At 40.4% G+C, this 21,248-nt stretch carries 11 protein-coding genes; 4 read left to right on the forward strand and 7 right to left on the reverse strand.

Annotated elements, in window-relative coordinates; all coding sequences use genetic code 11:
• Window positions 1-154 precede the first annotated feature (154 nt).
• On the forward strand, window positions 155-1,414 hold the full coding sequence (gene xseA, locus F887_RS06175) for an exodeoxyribonuclease VII large subunit (protein WP_005295421.1): 1,260 nt from the start codon (window positions 155-157) through the stop codon (window positions 1,412-1,414).
• Window positions 1,407-1,607 (forward strand): exodeoxyribonuclease VII small subunit, encoded by a 201-nt coding sequence (gene xseB, locus F887_RS06170; RefSeq protein WP_005295423.1) that lies wholly within the window; start codon window positions 1,407-1,409, stop codon window positions 1,605-1,607. The genes xseA and xseB overlap by 8 nt, the downstream gene beginning before the upstream one ends.
• Window positions 1,608-1,690: 83 nt before the next feature.
• On the opposite strand, the gene F887_RS06165 is transcribed toward xseB, so the two are convergent.
• Together F887_RS06165 and F887_RS06160 are read right to left on the reverse strand one after the other, a co-directional pair.
• Window positions 1,691-2,380 carry an LrgB family protein gene (locus F887_RS06165; protein WP_005295425.1) on the reverse strand — a complete coding sequence of 230 codons (690 nt, stop codon included), beginning with the start codon at window positions 2,378-2,380 and terminating at the stop codon, window positions 1,691-1,693.
• A gap of 11 nt (window positions 2,381-2,391) precedes the next feature.
• Complete coding sequence (locus tag F887_RS06160) at window positions 2,392-2,823, reverse strand: CidA/LrgA family protein (RefSeq protein WP_005295427.1); 432 nt, start codon at window positions 2,821-2,823, stop codon at window positions 2,392-2,394.
• A gap of 111 nt (window positions 2,824-2,934) precedes the next feature.
• Here F887_RS06160 and F887_RS06155 point away from each other — a divergent pair, with 111 nt between their 5' ends.
• On the forward strand, window positions 2,935-3,852 hold the full coding sequence (locus F887_RS06155; protein WP_005295429.1) for a LysR family transcriptional regulator: 918 nt from the start codon (window positions 2,935-2,937) through the stop codon (window positions 3,850-3,852).
• A gap of 115 nt (window positions 3,853-3,967) precedes the next feature.
• Window positions 3,968-4,819 carry a glutathione-dependent disulfide-bond oxidoreductase gene (gene yghU, locus F887_RS06150; protein ID WP_005295432.1) on the forward strand — a complete coding sequence of 284 codons (852 nt, stop codon included), beginning with the start codon at window positions 3,968-3,970 and terminating at the stop codon, window positions 4,817-4,819.
• A gap of 107 nt (window positions 4,820-4,926) precedes the next feature.
• On the opposite strand, the gene F887_RS06145 is transcribed toward yghU, so the two are convergent.
• From F887_RS06145 to F887_RS06125, 5 genes are all read right to left on the reverse strand, one after another.
• Window positions 4,927-10,986 (reverse strand): SdrD B-like domain-containing protein, encoded by a 6,060-nt coding sequence (locus F887_RS06145; protein ID WP_005295434.1) that lies wholly within the window; start codon window positions 10,984-10,986, stop codon window positions 4,927-4,929.
• A gap of 131 nt (window positions 10,987-11,117) precedes the next feature.
• Window positions 11,118-13,805 (reverse strand): beta strand repeat-containing protein, encoded by a 2,688-nt coding sequence (locus F887_RS06140; protein WP_005295435.1) that lies wholly within the window; start codon window positions 13,803-13,805, stop codon window positions 11,118-11,120.
• Window positions 13,806-13,843: 38 nt separating this feature from the next.
• The gene (locus F887_RS06135) at window positions 13,844-14,338 is read right to left on the reverse strand and encodes a hypothetical protein (RefSeq protein ID WP_005295437.1); all 495 of its coding nucleotides are present in this window, start codon (window positions 14,336-14,338) and stop codon (window positions 13,844-13,846) included.
• A 233-nt stretch (window positions 14,339-14,571) separates the two neighbouring features.
• The gene (locus F887_RS06130) at window positions 14,572-18,567 is read right to left on the reverse strand and encodes a prealbumin-like fold domain-containing protein (RefSeq protein WP_005295439.1); all 3,996 of its coding nucleotides are present in this window, start codon (window positions 18,565-18,567) and stop codon (window positions 14,572-14,574) included.
• On the reverse strand, window positions 18,554-21,241 hold the full coding sequence (locus F887_RS06125; protein WP_005295442.1) for a DUF11 domain-containing protein: 2,688 nt from the start codon (window positions 21,239-21,241) through the stop codon (window positions 18,554-18,556). The genes F887_RS06130 and F887_RS06125 overlap by 14 nt, the downstream gene beginning before the upstream one ends.
• Window positions 21,242-21,248: the final 7 nt, after the last annotated feature.

Genomic DNA, 21,248 nt, shown 5'->3' on the forward strand with positions numbered 1-21,248 from the left:
TATCTGCCTACAACACGCATCTACAGCAATCTGTAAAAATAAACTGTAGATGCGTTATCGCTCAACAAAAATAAATAAAAATAATATAGGCCTTATTTGTTATCAGGTTAATCCATTTGCTACTATAGCCCTATCCTATTCATCGTCTGATCCAATGTCTGAACCGCAACTCTCTCTCAGCGATTATCTAGCAACGGTACAGGAAATTATTCGCCTGAGCTTTGACGAACCTGTTTGGGTGAAAGCCGAGATTCGGAATCTGAGTATCAAAGGTGGGCATTACTACCTTGAACTGGCTGAAAAAGAACAAGACACAGACAAAGTTATTGCGAGCTGTAAAGCCACGATCTGGAAATTCTCTGCCGCAAAAATCGTGTTCAAATTTGAACGTGAAAGTGGAATTGAACTGTCCAAAGACTTAAATGTACTGATTAAAATTAAGGCCCGCTTCGATCCTCAATATGGCTTCTCTGTCAATATTGAAGATATCGATTCTAGTTTTACCCTCGGTGATATTGCTAAACGCTATCAGCAGATCCTTGCACGACTCAGCAGTGAGGGTTTGCTTCCACTGAACAAAGCCCTGCCCACACCTTTTGATATTGAGCATGTGTTGGTGATTGCGCCTGAAAATGCGGCTGGATTAGGTGACTTTAAGAAAGATGCCGATGCATTACATCAAGCAGGTGTCTGTCATTTTGTCTACCACAACGCGACTTTCCAGGGAAATACCGCTGCGCACAGCATTATGGAATCGCTAGGCACTGGGCTACGTCAATGGGCAGCAGACTATACTATTCCGCCCGACCTGATCGTGATCATTCGAGGTGGCGGTGCTGTTAACGATTTGGCGTATTTAAATGACTATGATCTTGCTGCCCTGCTGTGTAAGCGTAAAGTACCGATTTGGGTAGGAATTGGACATGAAAAAGATCGGACTATTTTAGATGAAATTGCCCATCGTTCCTTCGATACGCCAAGTAAGGTGATTGCAGGTATTCGCAATCTGATTTCGGAACGTTCTGTAGAAGTGATGGAACATTTTCAAACCATTAAATTGCTTTCTCAACATCAGATTACGGCTTATCAAAGTCAGAATGATCAATTCATCAGTCGAATCAAGTCGCAGTCTGAAAATCAAATCAGTACCAGCTATTTGCAACTTCAAGTTGCCAGATCAACGCTGCAATATTTTGCCAAGCAACAACTAAAAACAGCTTCGACTCAAATCGAAGCATTAATGCGGGAAACCTTGTTGCAAAACCCGAGAAATGTACTCGCTAAAGGTTATGGCATTGTCCGCAGTGAAAATAAAGCGATTCGCTCGATCCATCAAGCAAGTTCATCCCTATCGATTGAAATGCAAGATGGTTATATCCATGCCAAGCTCACCGAGGTGATTGATCATGACTAAGAAAGAATTAAGTTTTAAAGATGGTTATGCATTATTAAAAAAGAATGCTGAACTGCTCGAAGCACAAGAACAACCTGATATTGATAATTTGATGAAAATCGTCGAAGAGTCAATGGCCGCTTACAAAGCCTGTAAATCCAGAGTCGATGCAGTGCAACAAGCCTTAAATGAAACTTTTAAAGACAGTGAATAACAGCGGATCTAAAAGCCACTCGCTTTGAACAGCACGCAGCTTTGACTCGCTCAATATTTGCTTATGCAACATAAATACAAGGCTTAGAGTAATAACCACAAATGAATGGCAAATGGCCCAACCAGCACCATCAAGATACCTGCAATCACCATGGTTAAGCTGGCAATCACGCCTTCTTCATTATTCCGTTGTTGGGCTCTTGCGGTACCAAAGCCGTGAGCGGCATTACCAAATGCAGCACCATTTGCCACAGCGGAACGGATTTTGGTGAATGCTAAAATTGCATCTCCACAAATCATCCCAACCAAACCCGTAATCACGGTAAATAGCGACACCAATGCTGCTGAACCATGAATATCTTCGGCTAGAATCATCGCAAAAGGTGTTGAAATAGAACGAGCCATCAAACTGTTGGTGACTTCTGGACTAAAATGAAAAAGCTGTGCCATCTCATAAGCCGACATCACCCCGACACTCATACCCACAACAATCGCGATGGATAGAACACCGAGATTTTTACGGATGGTAGCGCGATAACGATAAATAGGCACAGCAAAGGCAACCGTTGCAGGTCCAAGTAAGTTGACGATCCATTTCGTATCTTGGGCGTAGGTCTGATAGGAAATGCCAAAAATCGTCATTAATATAATCGTGAGCACTGGCACGCTAATCGCGGGTGAAAGCCATAATTTAGGATGTTTCTGATAGAGACGTTTTGCAACCACATAGGCGACCAAAGTCCAGATCAGACACAGGATTGACCAGATATTCATGTGAAATGCCTTTAGATATGCTTATGCTGGAAAGGTTTACGTGTTTGCAAATAGCTTTTGAGACGGTTGTAATAATGAATGGTCAGACAGGTGCTCAACATCACCAAGATCGTCCCCAGCACAATACTCAGTACAATTTGCCAGCCTTCAGTCATAAACAGCGTTTTGTACTGAACCACGGCGACAACCACAGGCACAAAAAACAGCAATAATTCGCCGAGAACGACCGTAGCGCCGATTGCCACCTGATCCATTTTAATCACCTTGAGAAATAGACAGATCAGCAATAACAACATGCCTAAAATCCCTGCGGAGATTGGGACACCTAAATATTGATGCAAGACATAACCGACACCCCAAAAAGCCGCCAGAATTAAAATCTGTTTGACCAATATGAAAAAGCTGTTTGTGGAAGAAGTTTCAGAAACGGAATCAGTGCTCATGACAACGAAATAAAATGGTGAACTACATTATTATGCTAACCCAGTGCTATTGGCATAATATGAATTATTCATGTTAAAATTATTCAAAAATGGAATAATATTTTACCCATTATGCTTTCATTCAAATCGCTACAATGCTTTGTCACTTTGGTCAAAACCCAAAGCTTTACCCGTACTGCGGAACAGCTCTATCTGACGCAACCGACCATTAGTAAAATCTTGCAGCAGCTTGAACAACAACTTCAAGTACAGTTGTTGGTAAAGCCAGAACATGGCCGCAAGAGACAGGTTGAACTCACGGAAATTGGCCAGCGTATCTATCAGCATGCGCTTGAGCTTTTGCAGGCAGAACAAAATATTTTTCTGGAGATCGAAAACTATCAGCAATTAAAAACAGGCACTTTAAAATTAGGCGTTCCACCTTTAGGTTCTCAACTGCTCACCACTGCCCTGTTTGATTACCATCAACAATGGCCTGAGATCGAACTTTCTTTTCTAGAAGTCGGTTCCAAAGGAATTGAACAGGCTTTACTAAATAATGAACTGGATGTGGGGGTGTTGTTACATCCTTTCGATCAGCAAATCTTTAATAGCATCGAATTGTGTGATTATCCGTTGATGGTGCTATTACGCCGAGATGCGACTTGGGCAACCCGCAAAAAAATATATCTAGAAGAATTACAAAACCAATCCTTTTTAATGTTTCCCGAAAATTTCTCGCTCAATCGCATTATTCTGGATGCGTGTCAGCAGCATGGTTTCTATCCAAGCATTGCCTGCCGTACCAGTCAATGGAATTTGCTGGCAGATATGGTGCTACAACGGATGGGGATTGCCCTATTACCACAGTATTATACCGACATGCTCGATCCTGAATTATTTGCAGCCATTCCCCTCGAAAAGCCAAACATTCAGTGGCATCTCGCTATGGCATGGAAAAAGAATCTGCCTGTCTCTCCCGCGGTACAGGCTTGGCTTAATGTGATTCGTGAACATTTTCAATTGATTAAGTCAAAAATTGATGAATGAAATATTCAACTAAAATTCGCAGAAAAACTGATAAAGCTTTGCCACAAAAAAGCTACCCAATCCTAGATGAGCTCGCCTAAACTGGATGAATCAATTGATAAAATGGCAAGTCATAATGAATGATTCAAACTACATTCCACCCAAAGTCTGGCAATGGACTGGAGAAAAAACAGATTTAAATCAGCCAACCTCAGGGAGTCGCTATGAGCAGAAATTACCTGTTGGACAACATCCACTCCAGTTATATTCACTTGCCACACCTAATGGACAAAAAGTGACGATTCTGCTTGAGGAGTTGCTCACATTAGGACATACCGATGCTGAGTATGATGCTTGGTTAATTAAAATCGGTGAAGGCCAACAATTTGGTAGTGGCTTTGTTGAAATTAACCCAAACTCAAAAATTCCCGCCTTGGTGGATCACAGTCAAAATCCACCACTCAGAGTGTTTGAGTCAGGTTCAATCTTGCTTTACTTAGCTGAAAAATTTAAAGCCTTTATTCCCACTGAGCTTGCGGCACGTACCGAATGTTTGAACTGGTTATTTTGGCAAATGGGCAGCGCACCTTATATTGGGGGTGGTTTAGGGCATTTTTATGCCTATGCACCAGTAAAAATTGAATATGCGATTAACCGCTTTGCCCTTGAAACCAAACGCTTATTGGATGTATTAGACCAGCATTTAGCAAAGCACGAATACTTGGCGGGTCATGAATATAGCATTGCTGATATTGCTGCTTTCCCATGGTATGGCAGCGTTGTAAAAGGCTGGGTTTATAATGCGGATGAATTCTTAAGTGTAGATCAGTATAAACATGTTCAACGTTGGGCCGATGCCATTCAGGCGCGTCCTGCGGTACAGCGTGGGCGTATGGTGAATCGTACTTTTGGCGACTTAGCTAGCCAACTGCATGAACGACATGATGCCAGTGACTTTGAAACCAACACGCAGGATAAGTTGCAATAACTATTCTTTGTCTGATGAATAGCGTAAATAAAAAATCCCTTGTAAAAACAAGGGATTTTTTAAATTCTATGGAAGCGGCGGCAATCAAATTCAATATCACGTTGGGCTTATTTTGGCCCTGTATTACTCGCGAACAGATTCTCATCAAATTTGAATCTAAAACGAACATAAGCACCTTGAATTGTGGTGTCACTATCTACCAGATCATCATCCTTATAACCTGAGAAATTATAGCCACCAGACAACCATAAGTTTGCTGCAACGAGATATCCAAGCTCAGCACCAACCAGAACTCTACGCCCTGAACTCATATCAGACCATAATACGCCAGTATGTACACCAGCATCCCATCTTTCACTGATGTCATACATTGCTCTTGCACTGAACATATGTGTCATCCCAGTAGACTCTAAACCAGAGAATGTCGTTTCCACATTTTTCACAGCATATTGACCAGACAGCGTAAGATCACGTGTTGGATGGTAATTTAAATGATTAGAGAAAATATAAACATGTTTAAGATAAGGATTACTTAAATCTGTTTTATTATCGTCATAACGATATTCGACTTTGGCCAAAGCATCAAAACGATTGTGCTCCGTATCTCGATAAGCTAATCCTAACTGGAAGCGATCTATTAAACGGTCACCGCTACTGTCATTCTTGCTATCTGTAAGGCTCACTACATTTTTTGCTAATAATGTCACATCATCTGAATATTTATAAGCAGCGCCTAAATTATTCAAAATCGTATCCGACTGATCTGACCAACGTGCTTCAATACGCGCAACTGCTTTCCAGTTTGGATTCTTTAAATATTCAACCCCTAAAGATGCCGCTGTGCTATCAGAACTTAAATTATTCGTACTTGATAACGATTTGGTTTGTTCAAAACTCGTATTTGCATAGAAACCTTTTTCAAGTTCCCAACGATTACGTAAACCGATTGCTGCCTCAGCCTCTCGCGCACTAATACCATCGCGAATACGATATTCACTAAAGGCGGTACCGTTATTGTTATACTTACTATCCAGACCAAATACGGTTACATTGCGGCGCTGATTACTATTCAGATCATAAAGACCACTAAGACTAGAAACTAATTCATGGCGGCCATAAGCACGAAGTTTTGAATTAATTTGATAATTTGCCCCCAATGCAAAAACACGGCGATCGGCTTCAGAAATGTCTTGTTCATATTCAGCGAAAACATTCGAACCTTGCCAAGGAAGTTGACTGGTTAACTTAGATCGAACGGTCACACCATGGTATGGCGCAGTTTGTGTGGTATTCAGCGTTGCTGGGTTTGATGATTCATCATAATATTTTAGACCGAGCTCTACAGCTAAAATGCGATTTATTGCACGCTCAATACTGGCTGAAACACCTTGATTTACACCACTCAACTGATCTTCGGTACGAATCGCTTCTAGCTTCGCCAAACCAACTTTATTGAGTTGTACGCGTCCTTTAATTCCACTCTCTTTACGACCAGCCGTAATCGGTGCAGCAGTATTATAAAAACCAGTATCTGCTTGGTTATGATAAACCTTCATTTCCAAGTCTTTATAAGCGTAGTTTAATTCAACTCGTGCAGCATCACCTGATAATTTACCGGTCGCATCAGGTGCTACATTAGAGTTCAAGCCATCATTAATATTTTCTGATCGAGCAAATTCAGCAACAAACTTACCTTTATCATTGGCAAATTTAACAACCGTATTCACACTCGCCAACTGATCTTGAGTCAGTGGATTATTGCTCTTAACGTAAGAAGCCCCCACTTTCACTTTGTCTGTGACTTTTACAGAACCAGATACACCACCAACCGTATATTCTTCACCACCTTGATCAGATTCAACGGTGATGCGTAAAAATACTGGATTTAAATCAGCATCAACACTTGGAACTGGATCTTTGAGATAAATACTATTACTGAAAGTATCAACCTCATAATCAGTAAAACGTGTCAAAGTTGTGCGTGCAATAATTAAACCTGAATTGTTACGGTCACGCGTAATGACTTCTACTTTTTCACTATTATCACGTACATCTTGGGCATTCACACCACCTAAACTATATGGACCTGAAATTCCCATAGCACGTTGTTCATTCACAACTTGTTGGGTATTTGTCTGTGCAGCAAAGGCTGTAACTTTATATTTATCAATTTCGACAGTACTACGAACACCTGTTAATGAACGGTTATATTGACCTAAAGATAGGCCTTCATCATTTTCAGTCCGAGTTACGTAATCACCGTACATGGCATATGAACGGCCTTTATCTACACGAATATATAATTTGCTGGTTGACTGGGCATCAAAGCCTTTGGCAGCAGAATCACCATAGACTGGGTAATATTCATCAGGACGAATATCACGGAATAATCTTTGCTTTTTATCTTTGTCAGAATCATATGCAAGTGTAAGAAGATATTCCCCTTTGACCTTACCTTTCAAAAATAATGCTGCTCGACCAGTTAAATTACGCTTACCATCTTTTGAAGCTGAAATTTCATTTAATTCTTCTTCAAAACCGTCGTTTGAATTGACACCACTTAGTTCTTTAGGATCAAACTTTTTAAAATTAAGCGAACCTTCAACCATACCAACAGCAATGATTGGTCTTAAATCAGGTAAGAAACGAATTGGTGTGCTTGAGTGGAAAATACCACTTTCAACAGATAGAGTGCCTTCACCTGCTTCAATCGGTGCTTGAATTGGAACAAGTAAACTACCACCTTCAACAAATACTTGAATACCTGGTTGTTTTGGATCTAAGTCAACTAAATCAATTTTACCAATTGAACTGTCTAAGGTAATAGGTGTACGGCTTGATACCAATGTGCCATGTCGGTCAACGATTTTTAAATTCACATTAAAATGGTCACGGCCATTCGCTTGCGGAATCGTTTTACTTGGCTCAAGTTGCAGTTTATCTAATTGGTCTGGGGCGATCACATCAATACGTTTAATGTCACGAGTGTTCCCCATCATGTCCACTTGACGTACTTCAATCGTGTTATGACCAGCATTTAGGTCAACACCAATAAAGTCTAAACCTGAAACCTGCATATTCGGTAATACAGCACGTTTACCAATACGCTTTTCAGGAACACGTGTTCCATTTACCCAAAGTTCAAGCTGAGTACCTGCCGCACCTTTAACCTGAATAGATGTTTGAGGATAAGGCAATATCTGCCCGTCTTTGAGATTCAAAATTTCTAATTGATTATTCACAGCTGTTTCTAAAGCTGTTTCAAGATTAATCATTTTTACAGCGCTAGCTGAATCTACTGGAGTTTCATTTGGCAATACCAAGGTTGAAGAACTTGGTAAAGCCACAGAAGGTTGTGCACCAGTTTTTTCAGGCTCAAACTGTATTTGCTTAATTTCTTTGATTTGTTCTTTAGAAAAATCAAGATTACAGTTCGCCTGAACACCAACGGCAGAAATACAACCACTCGAAGGCTGTCCTCGAACATCTGTAACTTTGGAAAAAATTGGATCAGCTGTTAAATCTGAACGTAATACTTGCTCTAAATTGGTATTGTCTTGCTCAATGCGTTTTTTACGCTCTAGCACACGTTCAATTAAAGACTCTGAACATTGACCTTCACCTTCAGCAATCGCAAAATCAGCACGATGCAATTCACCACGTTTTAAATCAACAAAACGGCTATTCGGATCACCTGCTTGGCGATTACTAATTAAGACCAATTCAGAACCAGTAGGTAAACTTGTACGATCTACTTTTAAAACATGTGTTTTGGCACTAATTCCATAGAAGTCATATTTACCTTCACTATCGGTAATAACATAACTTCCGTCTTCCAAATAAATACGTACCCCTGGAACACCTATTTCCCCTGCATCTTGGATACCATTTCGATTACAATCGGTGAAGACTTTACCAACAATAAACCCATCGGAAATCATCGCACCGGGGGTTACTTCTACTTTTGCCGATGCTTCATTAGACTCAATGCCTTTTGCATCTTTGGCGCGAACACGGTTAATACCATCGCCATTCAATGCATTAGGTCCTATATAAACACGATATTGGACTTTGACTTCTTTATTTGGTGTGAGCGTGCCTAAGCCAAGCTTTAAATAAGGGCCTTTGCCACCTAACGGATCTTCAACTTTAGTACCATCAACCCGCATTGAACCTTGTACATAAATAAAGCCGCGAGGAAGTGTATCGGTGATTGAAACATTCGCTGAATCTGCAGTCCCGCGGTTTGCAACAGTGACTGTATATTCTTCAAATTCACCAATCTCAGCAGTCTTATTAGAAGCAGCTTTTTTAACAAATAAAGATGAACTGGTGTTTGCGACTTCTGGGTCAATTGGAATATCAATATTAAGTGCTGGATCACCATTGTTTAATGTAAACTGCCCCGCGTATGACCATTTTAAATCAATTGCTTTATCTGCTGGAAAGCTAGGGTATACAGAACGATCACTAACGAACGTATAACGTGTATTACCCGAAATTGTCTTTGTATCTACAACAAAACTATATGTACCCGCTTTCACAAGTGGATAAATAAACTCACCAGCACTATTGGTCACTTGTGTCGCTGGTATAGAGGTCATCGCACCCGTTTGAGCATCAATTGTAAATGCAACATTACTGCCAATTGGCTGACCATTTTGATCTAATAAAGTCACTGTAGCGCCAGCCACAGGTAAGCCAGTTTTAGCATCAAAAACAGTCCCATACGGATCCATCAAGACATTTGTATTAATGTCCGTGATTGTTGCTGTAGATTGACCTTGTGCATCCAAACAATCCGTTAAACTAATATCAACTTTATCGCGTTTGAGCGTTTGTAAAACCGCATCAAATGAAATACCTTTGTCTGATAACGTTGTTGGTAATGTATAATGAAATACACCCGTATTCACACCCGTTTCAATACCAATAACTTCTTCTACATCACCTGTCTTTGTTGATTTAATTCTAATTTTTACACGATCAGCCGTGTAACGATCAGCATTACAACTTGCATTTTTAGCCTCGATATTCAGCGGTTTATTCACGCTACCTGTAGCTAAAATGCTCTTAAAATCACTTGAGTTGTTGGTAATATCGGCAGAACCACTCACCAATGTAGTTGCTACATTTGATAAAATATCTTTTTGGCTATCCGTAACCGCATACGAAACTTTATAAGTATTTTTTACAGTGGTTTTTGCAATATTACGATTCATACTGACGACAAGATCAACTTGCTCAGATGTATTCGCCGCAATTTGTGGGAAACCAACAACAAGTTGGTTGATCTGTGTAACGTCACTTGGGGCGATCGTGCTATAACTATTATTTGAAAGCTTGTATAAAATTTTAGCTTGGACATTTTTTGCTAAAGCAGATTTGAATGTGGTATTCGGTGGTAAATCATCAACCAACAGCACCATCTTCTGTGTTTGACCATCCACCAGCACATCAATAGGTCGAGCTGGTTTTTTGCCTTGATTACTGATATTTAATGTATAATTTAAATCATAATTTGCAGTTGCAGAAGGCTCAAAGGTTTTTTGCTGAACTTCTTTGGTTGCAACTAATTTAGCACCATAGCTAATCGCGCTATCGATCGCAGTTGCTGTTGCGTTGGTATCTTCAACAACAGTTGCTTTAATCGGCAAGTTAAATTGCTGACCTTCGCTTAAATTCGAATTTGTGGTTGCAACAACCCATAAATTAACACTCTGACCTACTTGCAGAGGTACAGATTGAATGACTTGCTGATCAGTTGTATCAAACTGACCATCTTTATTTGTGTCTATGTAAATTTTTATATTGTTTAATTCATTAATTGTTAATGTCTCTAGCTGAACATTAACCGGTGCATTACTATTATTCGATAAGGTATTTGCCCATATCACTCTTACATTAGGCTCAGTATCAAGCACAGGTGGTGTAGTTAGAGTAATGGCATATAATGCTGAAACGTTGACTTCTACAGTATTTGAAACTGATTGTTGTTCTTTACCATTTGCAGCGATAAAAGTTGCATAAGCAACGTTTTGAATTGTACTACCAACTTCAGGAATATTCGCGGCATGACTATACTGCGCAGAAAATATAGATATTGTCAGCGTTGATAACATGAAAGACATGTTTTGACATGCTCGAATTTGCTTCTGTTGTAGCACAGCGCTCTACCCTTCAACTAAATAGTCTAAATAAACAAAATTAAAAAATTATGGTATGAGGACACCTGCAAAGCACAAATGTCCTCACATTTAATTATTCATTCCTAATAATCTAAATTTTTGAATGAATATTAATTATTTACTTTGATTACAAACTCCAACACTGCACTTGTGTTTGGCACAAGAGGTGTTTTCTCAGCTGCAATAGTTCCTGTTGAACCATCAGTTAAAGCTGCAGTTGAAGTACTTAAAGTCGCATTTGTTGCAACTGGAGAGGCACTTGCAACCACTTTCAAGGTTGTATAAGCAGGTGTAGCATCGCTAATCACAACATTGGTTACGTCTGCATTACCTTCGTTAGTCGCAGTGATCTTATACTTCACACACTCGCCTGGCTTCGCAGAAACGGTATTTTGAGTATAAGCACCTGTCGCTGCACCCGTTGAACAGTTCGCTAAAGATTGCTCTTTCACTAAACGTACTTGACCACTTGTAACAGTCGTTAAGTCTGTGTTCACTAAGTCAGCAACAGACTGACCACCAACAACTGTTGGTTTAATCGTTAATACGACTGCACTTGGTGTGCCCGCAGTTGCATTTGTTGGCGCTTGAACTTTGATGAGTAAGTTTACAGATGCACCACGAGCAATACTGCCAGATACCGCTGCAAGATCATTACCTGTAACCAATTCATTGGCATCAGCCACACCATCATTGTTCAAATCAACAAACAAGCTAGTTACCCAACCATTTGCAGCTTGATCATTGGTCAATGTGAATGGCAAGCTACCTGCTGTAGCTCCTTCAACGATGTTACCGTTGTTGGTTAAGGTATGCTTGTAAACAACCGTACCACCTGGTGCAACTTGACCAGTACGGTCATTTTGCAAGCTAAGCACACGATTAGTTTCTACAGTTACGCGATCAGACATGACATCTGTTAAGCCTGTAGCAGGAGACACAATTTTGAAGATAACTTCTTGATCACCAGCTGGCGCATTTGCAGGAGGAGTTACAACTGCAACCAGTTGAACACTGCCACCACTTGGGATATTACCTGTGTTGGTAATTGGAGCACCTGTTGGATTACCAGCACCATCAGCTAAGTAATACTGAACTGTCCAACCCGTTGGTAATACAGGAGATGTAGATAAATTATAGTTATCTCCAGTTGCACCTTTATTATCAACAGTTAATGGGAAACTAGCCGCTTGACCAGGCTTGGTTGATTTAGTATCGATATATTGACCAGTATCTTTACCAGTTGCACCAGCAACGGTACCCGTACTGTTTGTTGCATCACCATTGTGTAAGTCAACTGTAGACGCAACAACTTTATCAATCACTAAAGTGATGGTATCCGTACCCGTAGAATTCGTAACAGGTGTTGATGTTAAGATCGTGCTAATTGGTGTCGTTGAAGAATAACCAGAAGGCAGAGTCACCTTAGCAACAACTTGGTATGCAGCACCACTTGCAACTGGGCCAGTGTCTACAACGCCATCACCATTGGTATCGGTTAATGGTGTTACACCATCCGCTTTGAATAATTCAACGATGCTACCAGCTGGTAAAGAGTTTTTATTCACTGTAATGTTAAAGGCTTCTGTCACATTACCTGTGTTATGTACGACGATTGGCTCACCGCCACCCGCTGTAACACCAAAGGTAACTGGCGTACCTTGAGTTGTTGACTTGGTAATTACATCATCAGCTGGAGCGGTAGACGCTTGTCCATCAGCAAAGGCATCGGTCGTACTATCGTTAATCGTACCTTTTTTAACACCTAATACGGTTACATCGTTCGGGTTAGATGGTGTTTTACCTTCTGTACCTGGACCATCTGGATCTACTTCAGCGATGTTTGTAATTGTACCAGCTGGAGTATTTTGATTGACTCGAACTTTAAATTTCAACACACCACTGCTGTTCGCAACAACGGTCGGAATAACTAATGTAGCTGTTCCAGATGCAAAGCTATAGCCGTCTGAATCAGCAGTACCATCATTAACGGCAGTACCATTTACTGTTGCAGAATTAGCAACATAAGTTAAACCTGCTGGAAGTACGTCAGTGATCGTAACGTTAGTTGCCGTCGTATTACCTGTGTTTTGGTAAACTAAGCTATATTCAACTTCACGTGCTGTTGGGTTTGATAAAGTTGCATCTACATTACTAACACTTGCAGATTTTACTAAGCTAATTACAGCACCATTGGTGATTTTAACGGTATCAACGTTTTTAGCAGTTACGCTTGTATCGAAACCACTAATTGCCGAAACAGTTAACTTACCAAGATCACCAGCAGTCACGTTGTTGCTTGCTGTTGTTGCTTGTACGATTAAATTAACAGATTCGCCTGCAGCTAGAGTAATACTGGTAACAGGAGTTTGACTGTCTGGAACACCATCTTTATTCGCGTCAAGATAGACTTTCAGACCGCTGAAATCGTAGTTATCTGTGGTGTTATCACGTGTATCGTTATTCGCAACAGCGACGTTAAATGTATCGCTACCATTACCCGTGTTGGTTAATGTATGAGATAAAGACACTTGGCCATTCGCATTTGCCGTTTTGGTTTGATCTGAGATCAAAGTAAAACTAGCAACTTGCAATACAGTCGTAGTAACGACGTTTGATGTCACAGTTTTATTAGAACCATTGCTATCCGTATAGCTTGCAGATGCAATGTTACTAATGTTTGTACCTGCGCTAGGAGCCGCAGCATGTGCAGTTGGAAGAAAAGCTGCACCACCCGCAACTAATGCAACTGAAGCTGCCAATTGCGTTAGTTTTAAACGTTGAGTTTGATTTGACATTCGGAACTTACCCCTGTTGATATTCAATGTCAGTTTGTTTAATTTTTGGTTTTGTCACTGTTAATACGCGTTTGGGCTGAAACCGTTACAGATTTTCCAGCAGGAAGTTCTGCAATCGTCCAACGTAATGCACGATAATCTTTCAGTGGAACGTTCACCATTTGATTACCCTCTTTGCGTTTTAAAGGCATCGGGGCAAAATTTGTACCGTCTGTACTTGCTTGCGCATTTTCTGGCTCAGACTTAGCCAAAAATAGCGTTTCTACTGGTATTGGCAGCGTAGCAGCCAAGTTTTTAATTTTTCCCGATGTATTATTTGTATACGTTGCACGATACTCGATCACATCGTTTGGCTTTACCTTAGTCACCAACTTCGCATTTGATTTACCTTCAGCATTAACACTGATCAGGTAAGTCTTCAGCTCCACTGAAACAGGATCTTTAACTGCTTTGGTTTCAGCAAAAACATTCACAGCTAAAAATAAAGTTGCCGTCCCTAGTAAGTATTTTTTCCATTTACTTGTTAAGTACATCTCTTTGGCTCCTAAACTAATTTCCAGAGTTCTTTGAACTTTGCTTAGGGCGCTTTTCAAAGAAACTAACAACGGTTACAAAAATACATCATTTCTGTGTACTTTTGTTGAAAAAAATCACATTTTTGTAAAAAAAATATCTACCAGTTCAAGCATTAGCAACTTCTGTACCAACTTTTTAATTTAAGTATGCTGAACCAATATTATTTTCGACACATTTGCCTAACGACTGACTACTGCGCCACACAAAATCTTAAAGTTCCTGAAGCAGATGGATTTAAAAGTCCTGTTAGCGTCCATTCAAGATTGTCGCCAGAACGGCTTGAATTACAGCTATTTCCACTCGGTGTAATGACACAACTGACACTGCCAAAATTAGTACCAGTTGGTAAACTATCCTTGATTTTGACATTCTGTAATTTCTTCACACTATTGTTCTTATATGTGATTTCATACTCTAAATTATCTTGTTTATTTGCCAGATTATTTGTAACAAAGACATTTTGGTCCGCCGAAGTAGATGGACAGCTAGCTACAGCACGGACTTTTTTTGTCAACGTCAAACCAGCACTGCCAATAAGTGTCATATCCTGACGTTTGACAGTTTGCCCCGAAATGGTCTGCGCTGGATTTGTTAGCGTAAATTGATAACCCGCTTGCAGAGTTCCAATATGTTGAGCTCCAGCAGCAACATTGCTTGGCACATGGACTCGCTGCACTAAACAGATATCAACACTTGGTTGTAATAAAACAGAACTTGCTACGGTTGGATTAAATACACCCTCTCCCATATCTACCTGACCATTACAATTAGTGTCCCGATAAATTAATGCTTGCCATGGCTGATCAGCACTAGAGTTTGGCTGCTGGGTTTGGGTCTGCAAAAGTTGAGTCAGTTGCACAGGAATTTGCGTGGTTAAACGGTGAGGATAATCAGTCACATCCCCCGCAATCGCTGTATGTTGCCCATCCTCATTCAACACAACATTAACAATCACGTCTCCAAAGTTATTTGCCGAATAACTAGTTGCGCTGGTCTTTGTTAGCGTAATCGTATCTGTTGCACGAGTGTATCCATTGCTACCACTCACAGAAATATATTCAGGCAAATTCTGCTGAACAATACAGAAAGATGATGGCAATAGGCTTTGCTCAATCGAGAAAGCATAATCACCATTGGCACTTGTTACAGTTGATGCCAGTTGTGTTGTACTGCAGTTATTCAAACGAATCGTGCTATTGGCAATTCCAACTTCACCAGCATCCTGAATAGCGTTATATGCCTTACTTGCATCCAGTGTTGTACCACTATTATCAACAAATACCCGCCCGGTAATATCTACATAAATAAGCTTGGTATTTGTAAACGTACAAGTGATGTTGGCGCCTTCTTTAATACGTGCAGCAGGGATCGTCACAATATTATTGACAAGCGTCCAAAAAGTGCCTGTATTACCTGTTGTAGCACTGTTCGCATCTGTACAGCTTACGCCTGACAAAACATACCCAGCTAAAGCACTTTCAGTGATCGACACATCCGTATTTAGGGTTTGAGCCCATAACTGTTGTGCAGAAATTGCTGTTGTTCCTGCTGTAACCGTAGTTACAGCATCTGTTGTAACTGTAGTTGTACTGTTTACGAGATTGGAAAGATTAATATAGTTAAATGTACCTGTGCCATTTACTGAATTTTTAGCAATCTTAATTCTTGCACCATCTATAATATTAATACTTACAGGAATACCAGTACTGGTTGCCGTATCATAGTTTGCCGTCGTACAACTTCCGCTCAGTGACAGTCCAATCGCTCCATACCCACCTGCAGCTCGTTCGCTCGCACCAGCATAAGTATTTCGGTTGGTAATACGGTACGTTATTCGGTGATAACCTGGTGTTAAAGCAGAAGATGTTGATGCTGAAACGCCCCCACTCAAATAGTTATTTGAGCTGTTGACAACAACACCATCCACCATGATATAGCCACTATCATCTATACCAATACTGGTATTGCCCATACACAACGTTATCGCTTGTGAGTTGGCAATGTAGACTCCTGTGGTAAATTCCCATGCTCGACGGTTATCTCCAATATCTGGGGTATCGATTAAATTGAGCTGTACCGTTGCATTTGCATCTGAACTCATATTGGTAATAATTCTTTGAATCATTGCAGAGGCATTTGTACTTGATGCTCCATACGTTGAATCACTCGTCCCATTATTACCAGAAATTAAATATCCACCCGTTGGGCTGGCTTGGTTAGCAGGCCATGCACTCACAATTGATGAACTCTCATCAGCGTAAGCACCCACCTTAGCCGTACCACCGGCACCCTCATAACCGACCCAGAATGCACCATTTCTACGATATTCATTCTGTTGATTTGTTCCCCAAACTTTATAGAGTGTTTCACCAACACCACTGCCAGGGTTGAACTCATCACTGGAAACCTTAACGGTAGCTTGCTGCGCAGTGCCTAATGATGAAGCTGCTGCTGTACTGTAGCTCACAGATAATTGTTTCGTAGCTCCATTTGCAACACTTCCTAAAGGACAGGTCCAGTTATTCCCACTTTGAGTACACGCAGCTCCACCAACCACATTGACACCTGTGACTGTTACACCAGTTTGTGGCGCAGCAACATAAGTAGCAATTGCATTGGTTGCATTGTTAGGTCCTTCATTTTTAATATCAATAAGCTGAGAACCAACTCGTCCCCGAACAATGGTGGGTAAATTAGGTGTAACACTGAAGCGAGCTTCCAAAATAGCTGTATCAGCCGTTACTGGTGTTGGATCGACAATAATCGCATTTACAGAGCTGCTATCATTTGTAGTCGCTGAATCGGTTGAAGTTGCTTCAATCGTTGCTGTATTGGTAATTGTCCCTGCTACTTTAGCCGTTGCTTGAATCACAATGGTACATGTGGCTGAGCTTGCACCACTAAAAGTTCCTGTTAAGGTATAACCACTCGTATCATTACCAGACAATGTTGGTGAACATGTCGTACCAGTACCTGTCGTGCTTGCAGTTCCAACAATACTGACTGCCTTTAAATTAGAAGGAATCACATCAGAGAAAGGAGCTAAATAGGCTGAGCCACCCACCGTTGCAGTTGCTGGTTTCGTATTACTAATCAACAGCTGATATTGCATAATCGAGTTTACAGGAACATTATTTAATTGAGTTTGTACAAAAGCTCCAGAAGTCCCGACACGTTGGCTTTTCACAATGGAAATATCGCTATCAGCATCCATACTGGATATACCGAAGAAAAAGGCATCAGCTGCATTATTTGCCCATGACCCTTTACCATCGCCACGAACATACACATCAAAAGTTAATGAGGTAATTCCCTTACCTTTAATATAGACACTACCGCTAGCTCCACCACTTCCACTCGTAGATGTAATCGTAGAGGCATTATTTGTAATATTATTGCCACTAACTGAGAACTCTTTACTCCCAGCAATGCGACTAAGTACTGGTAAAGTAGAAAGGTTACTTCCCGTTAATGTAAACTCTCCGCCGAAACCCAAGCCTGTTCCAGTTGTTGCTCCCATACCAGCGGCTTGTAAAATTGGATTTGTAACAGGTCTATTAAAAGTGATCTGCACTGTCCCCATTTTTACTCTATTACTTGTAGACGCATTTGTATTATTGAGTCCTTTAGTCATCAAAAACATTGATACGCCATAATTACTTGATGAGCTAATTCCACCATTAGTACTTGAACACGCAGAACCATTTACACAACCAGTTGGTGCATTTTGCAAACTCGCTGCAAACATTTGATCCTGAGCACCACCAATTGCATTTAATGATCTCAAAATATTAATGCCAGTAACGCTAGAAGCATCTCCATCACCACCAAATGTTAACTCAGCCTTGTTAGCTGCCGCACCTTGACCAGAATAAACAGCTGTATTAAATACTGAATTAGTAATTGAATAACTTACCGTTGTAGTCGGTGCATATGTCTCACCCGTATTATCTGATGGGTTATTTCTGTTGAGCAAGAATGTGTGTGTACCTGAAGATGCTGTTGGACCTTGTCCAGACCCCGAGCCTGAAAAAATCTCAATGGTTGGCGGTGCAGCAAAGACGACTTGACTGCACAGCAAATAGCTTATAATGAGCACTATCCATGTATTTATATGCCCAACTATCTGGCTTACCAAACGACTCTTAGAAATATTTTTTTTCATTTTTTGTTTACTGACCAACATAGCGCACCCCAAAATTAAATTCGTAACTTTGATTTGCAGCTACACTATTTAATGTTCCTGAAACCGCTCCAGCATTACCTACTGTTGGAGCTGTCATACCACTACATGCCGTACAAATAGGTGAGTGAGATAAAACCGTATAAGCAGGTGTCATATCTCTAAAAGTAAATGTGGTACTCAAACTTGTTGCACTGGTATTTGTTAAAATCACCTTGTACAACACACACTGACCTTGGCCATTTGTTTGTTTACCAATATTTAAACTATTTGTTGTAAAAGACTCATCAGCTGTGCCATTACAGTCAAAATCACGTGCTTGTAATTTACTGAGCTTCAGCTGCGTTTGACGTACGGTCGTTACATCCGTAATAGATGCTAATACCTGACCATTACTGTTATTCGTTAAATTAATCGTGGTGTTATTCGCTTGGGCAAGATTATTCGCTACTAGATTTTTAACTTGAAGCAATAACTTCACTTGAGTATGCGCCGCCAACTTCCCCCCTGGTAAATCAGCTAAGCTTCTCATCACCAAATCCCCAGCATCAAAAACGCCATTTCCATTTACGTCATAGAAAAGCGTACTATTAAACTCAATCTGGTCATTATTGCTAAGAAAACTATAGTTACCCGTGTAGTCAACGTCGGTATTATTGGTTAAAAGATGACTATAAATAACGGTACCTAGCGGTGAAATTTGTCCACGTGAATTTGGTGTAAATTCTACTTGAGCTACAGAATTGACACTCTGAATCGTAATCGCATTTTTAATAATATCTTGGCTTGGATTACTACTATTATTTCCACTCACAAAACTTGTAGAAAGCACACGGAAATAGATCAGTGTAGTTGAACTACTATTTAACTGATCCACTTCAACAACGGCACAAATTAACTGACTTTCAGCATTATTGAGATAGATCGTTTTACCTGTCTCACTGCCTAAAACACTACAATTTAAGCCATTTCCAGAAACATAGAAACGAACACGATTTACGCCATTTGGTAGAGTTAAGTTGGTAAAATCACTGCTTGCATTCGCACTCAGCAAATATTCGGCCCCAATACCCGTATGACTCACTTTTAATGGAAATATAGCTTGCCCGCCCGCGACAGGATTGACACTTGTTGACACAGGGATGGTTTTCCATGGATTGCCTGCATTATCAACATTCCCATTCCCTAATCCGTTGTTTTCTGGACTATTGGTTAAATCAACTAAACGCGCTACGGTTGTGGCAAGTAAATTACCCTGATCCTTGATCAAACTTGTTTTAGTCATATCACCTAAAGACTGTGCCTGAGGTGAAACTTCGAATGCGGTATCAGCAGTTACAGCATAACTACTCGGTAAACGCACTTTAACAATAATCGGTAAATTAGTACCTGCTGATAATAATCCCGTATCAGGGATACCATCGCCATTACTATCTAATAATGGTGTTACCCCATCTGCACGATAAAATTCAATTTGACTCCCTGTCGGGAAGGTACTTGCTGTCAAGATTAAGTTAAATCGATCATTACTATTACCTGTATTCCAAACATAGTTATTAAAAGTGAGTTGCCCACCCTGCGCTGAGGGAGTAGCCACAACTGTAGTACTGTTATTTACATCACTCACACTACCATTAATTTTGACGGCATAAATTGGAGCGATATTGAGTACAGCGACATTACTTAGATCAGAAATAGTTGCTGTTGCTGCATTATTATCGTGATCATATTGAAAATTAACGGTATTGTTGACTGCACCAGCAGTTGTTTTATTTACTTTGACTTTAAACTCAATATAACCCGTCGCATTTGCTGCAATTGAACTGATGATCGCAGTTACAGTATTCGATGTCACACTGTAATTAATCCCTGCTGGATCATTACTACCCGTGCTTGGATTGACCGTTGTGCCATTCCAGTTTTCACCACTATTTAGTTGATATACCAAACTGGAATCAAGTGCATCTGTTAACGTTACAGAACCTGTAGCCGTATTACCCAAATTTTGATAATCCAAACGAACGGTAACGACATCACCATTTGCTACAGTAGTTTGAGAAAACTTTTTACGGACCACCAAAGCAGACTGGTTCGTAACGGTTGCTGTATCTGTATTGATCTTAATCCCAGTAGCATTGTTCGAAGAATTTACAGTGAATGTTAACAATCCATTCTGACTAACCGTCGCTCCACTCGGCACATTTGCCGCCACAATCAAACCAACAGACTCACCCGCACTTAAAGAGTAAGACGTAATTACAGCACCATCAGGCACCCCATCATTATCTTTATCTAAATATACGGATAGATTACTAAAGTCATAGCTATCCCCCGTATTATTTGTCACTGCAAATGTGTATTGATCTGCCTCATTACCCGTATTGGTCAAAACATGGTTGAAATATACGGTTTGGCCAGCAACAACATTTTTGCTGTTGTTTGCAGTTAAATTAACAGAATAAACAGGAAGAACAGTCGTTTGGACTAAGTTGGAACGGCTGACTTGGACAACAGTTGACCCCTCTTCTGTATATTCACCAATGGCCATATTACTGATGATTTGACGTGTCGGAACCGCAGCAAAACTTGACTGCTGAATCCCCAAGAAAGTAATAAACAGAATCACTAAAACGATTATGTTAGTGCGGATATTTTTTAATGTATTGATTATATTCATCTTATAT

It is taken from the genome of Acinetobacter sp. NIPH 2100 (assembly GCF_000369805.1).
Lineage (GTDB): Bacteria > Pseudomonadota > Gammaproteobacteria > Pseudomonadales > Moraxellaceae > Acinetobacter.

Coding starts and splice junctions, on each gene's coding strand:
- xseA (WP_005295421.1), top strand. CDS start 155: ATGTCTGAACCGCAACTCTCTCTCAGCGATTATCTAGCAACGGTACAG.
- xseB (WP_005295423.1), top strand. CDS start 1,407: ATGACTAAGAAAGAATTAAGTTTTAAAGATGGTTATGCATTATTAAAA.
- F887_RS06165 (WP_005295425.1), bottom strand. CDS start 2,380: ATGAATATCTGGTCAATCCTGTGTCTGATCTGGACTTTGGTCGCCTAT.
- F887_RS06160 (WP_005295427.1), bottom strand. CDS start 2,823: ATGAGCACTGATTCCGTTTCTGAAACTTCTTCCACAAACAGCTTTTTC.
- F887_RS06155 (WP_005295429.1), top strand. CDS start 2,935: ATGCTTTCATTCAAATCGCTACAATGCTTTGTCACTTTGGTCAAAACC.
- yghU (WP_005295432.1), top strand. CDS start 3,968: ATGAATGATTCAAACTACATTCCACCCAAAGTCTGGCAATGGACTGGA.
- F887_RS06140 (WP_005295435.1), bottom strand. CDS start 13,805: ATGTCAAATCAAACTCAACGTTTAAAACTAACGCAATTGGCAGCTTCA.
- F887_RS06135 (WP_005295437.1), bottom strand. CDS start 14,338: ATGTACTTAACAAGTAAATGGAAAAAATACTTACTAGGGACGGCAACT.
- F887_RS06130 (WP_005295439.1), bottom strand. CDS start 18,567: ATGTTGGTCAGTAAACAAAAAATGAAAAAAAATATTTCTAAGAGTCGT.
- F887_RS06125 (WP_005295442.1), bottom strand. CDS start 21,241: ATGAATATAATCAATACATTAAAAAATATCCGCACTAACATAATCGTT.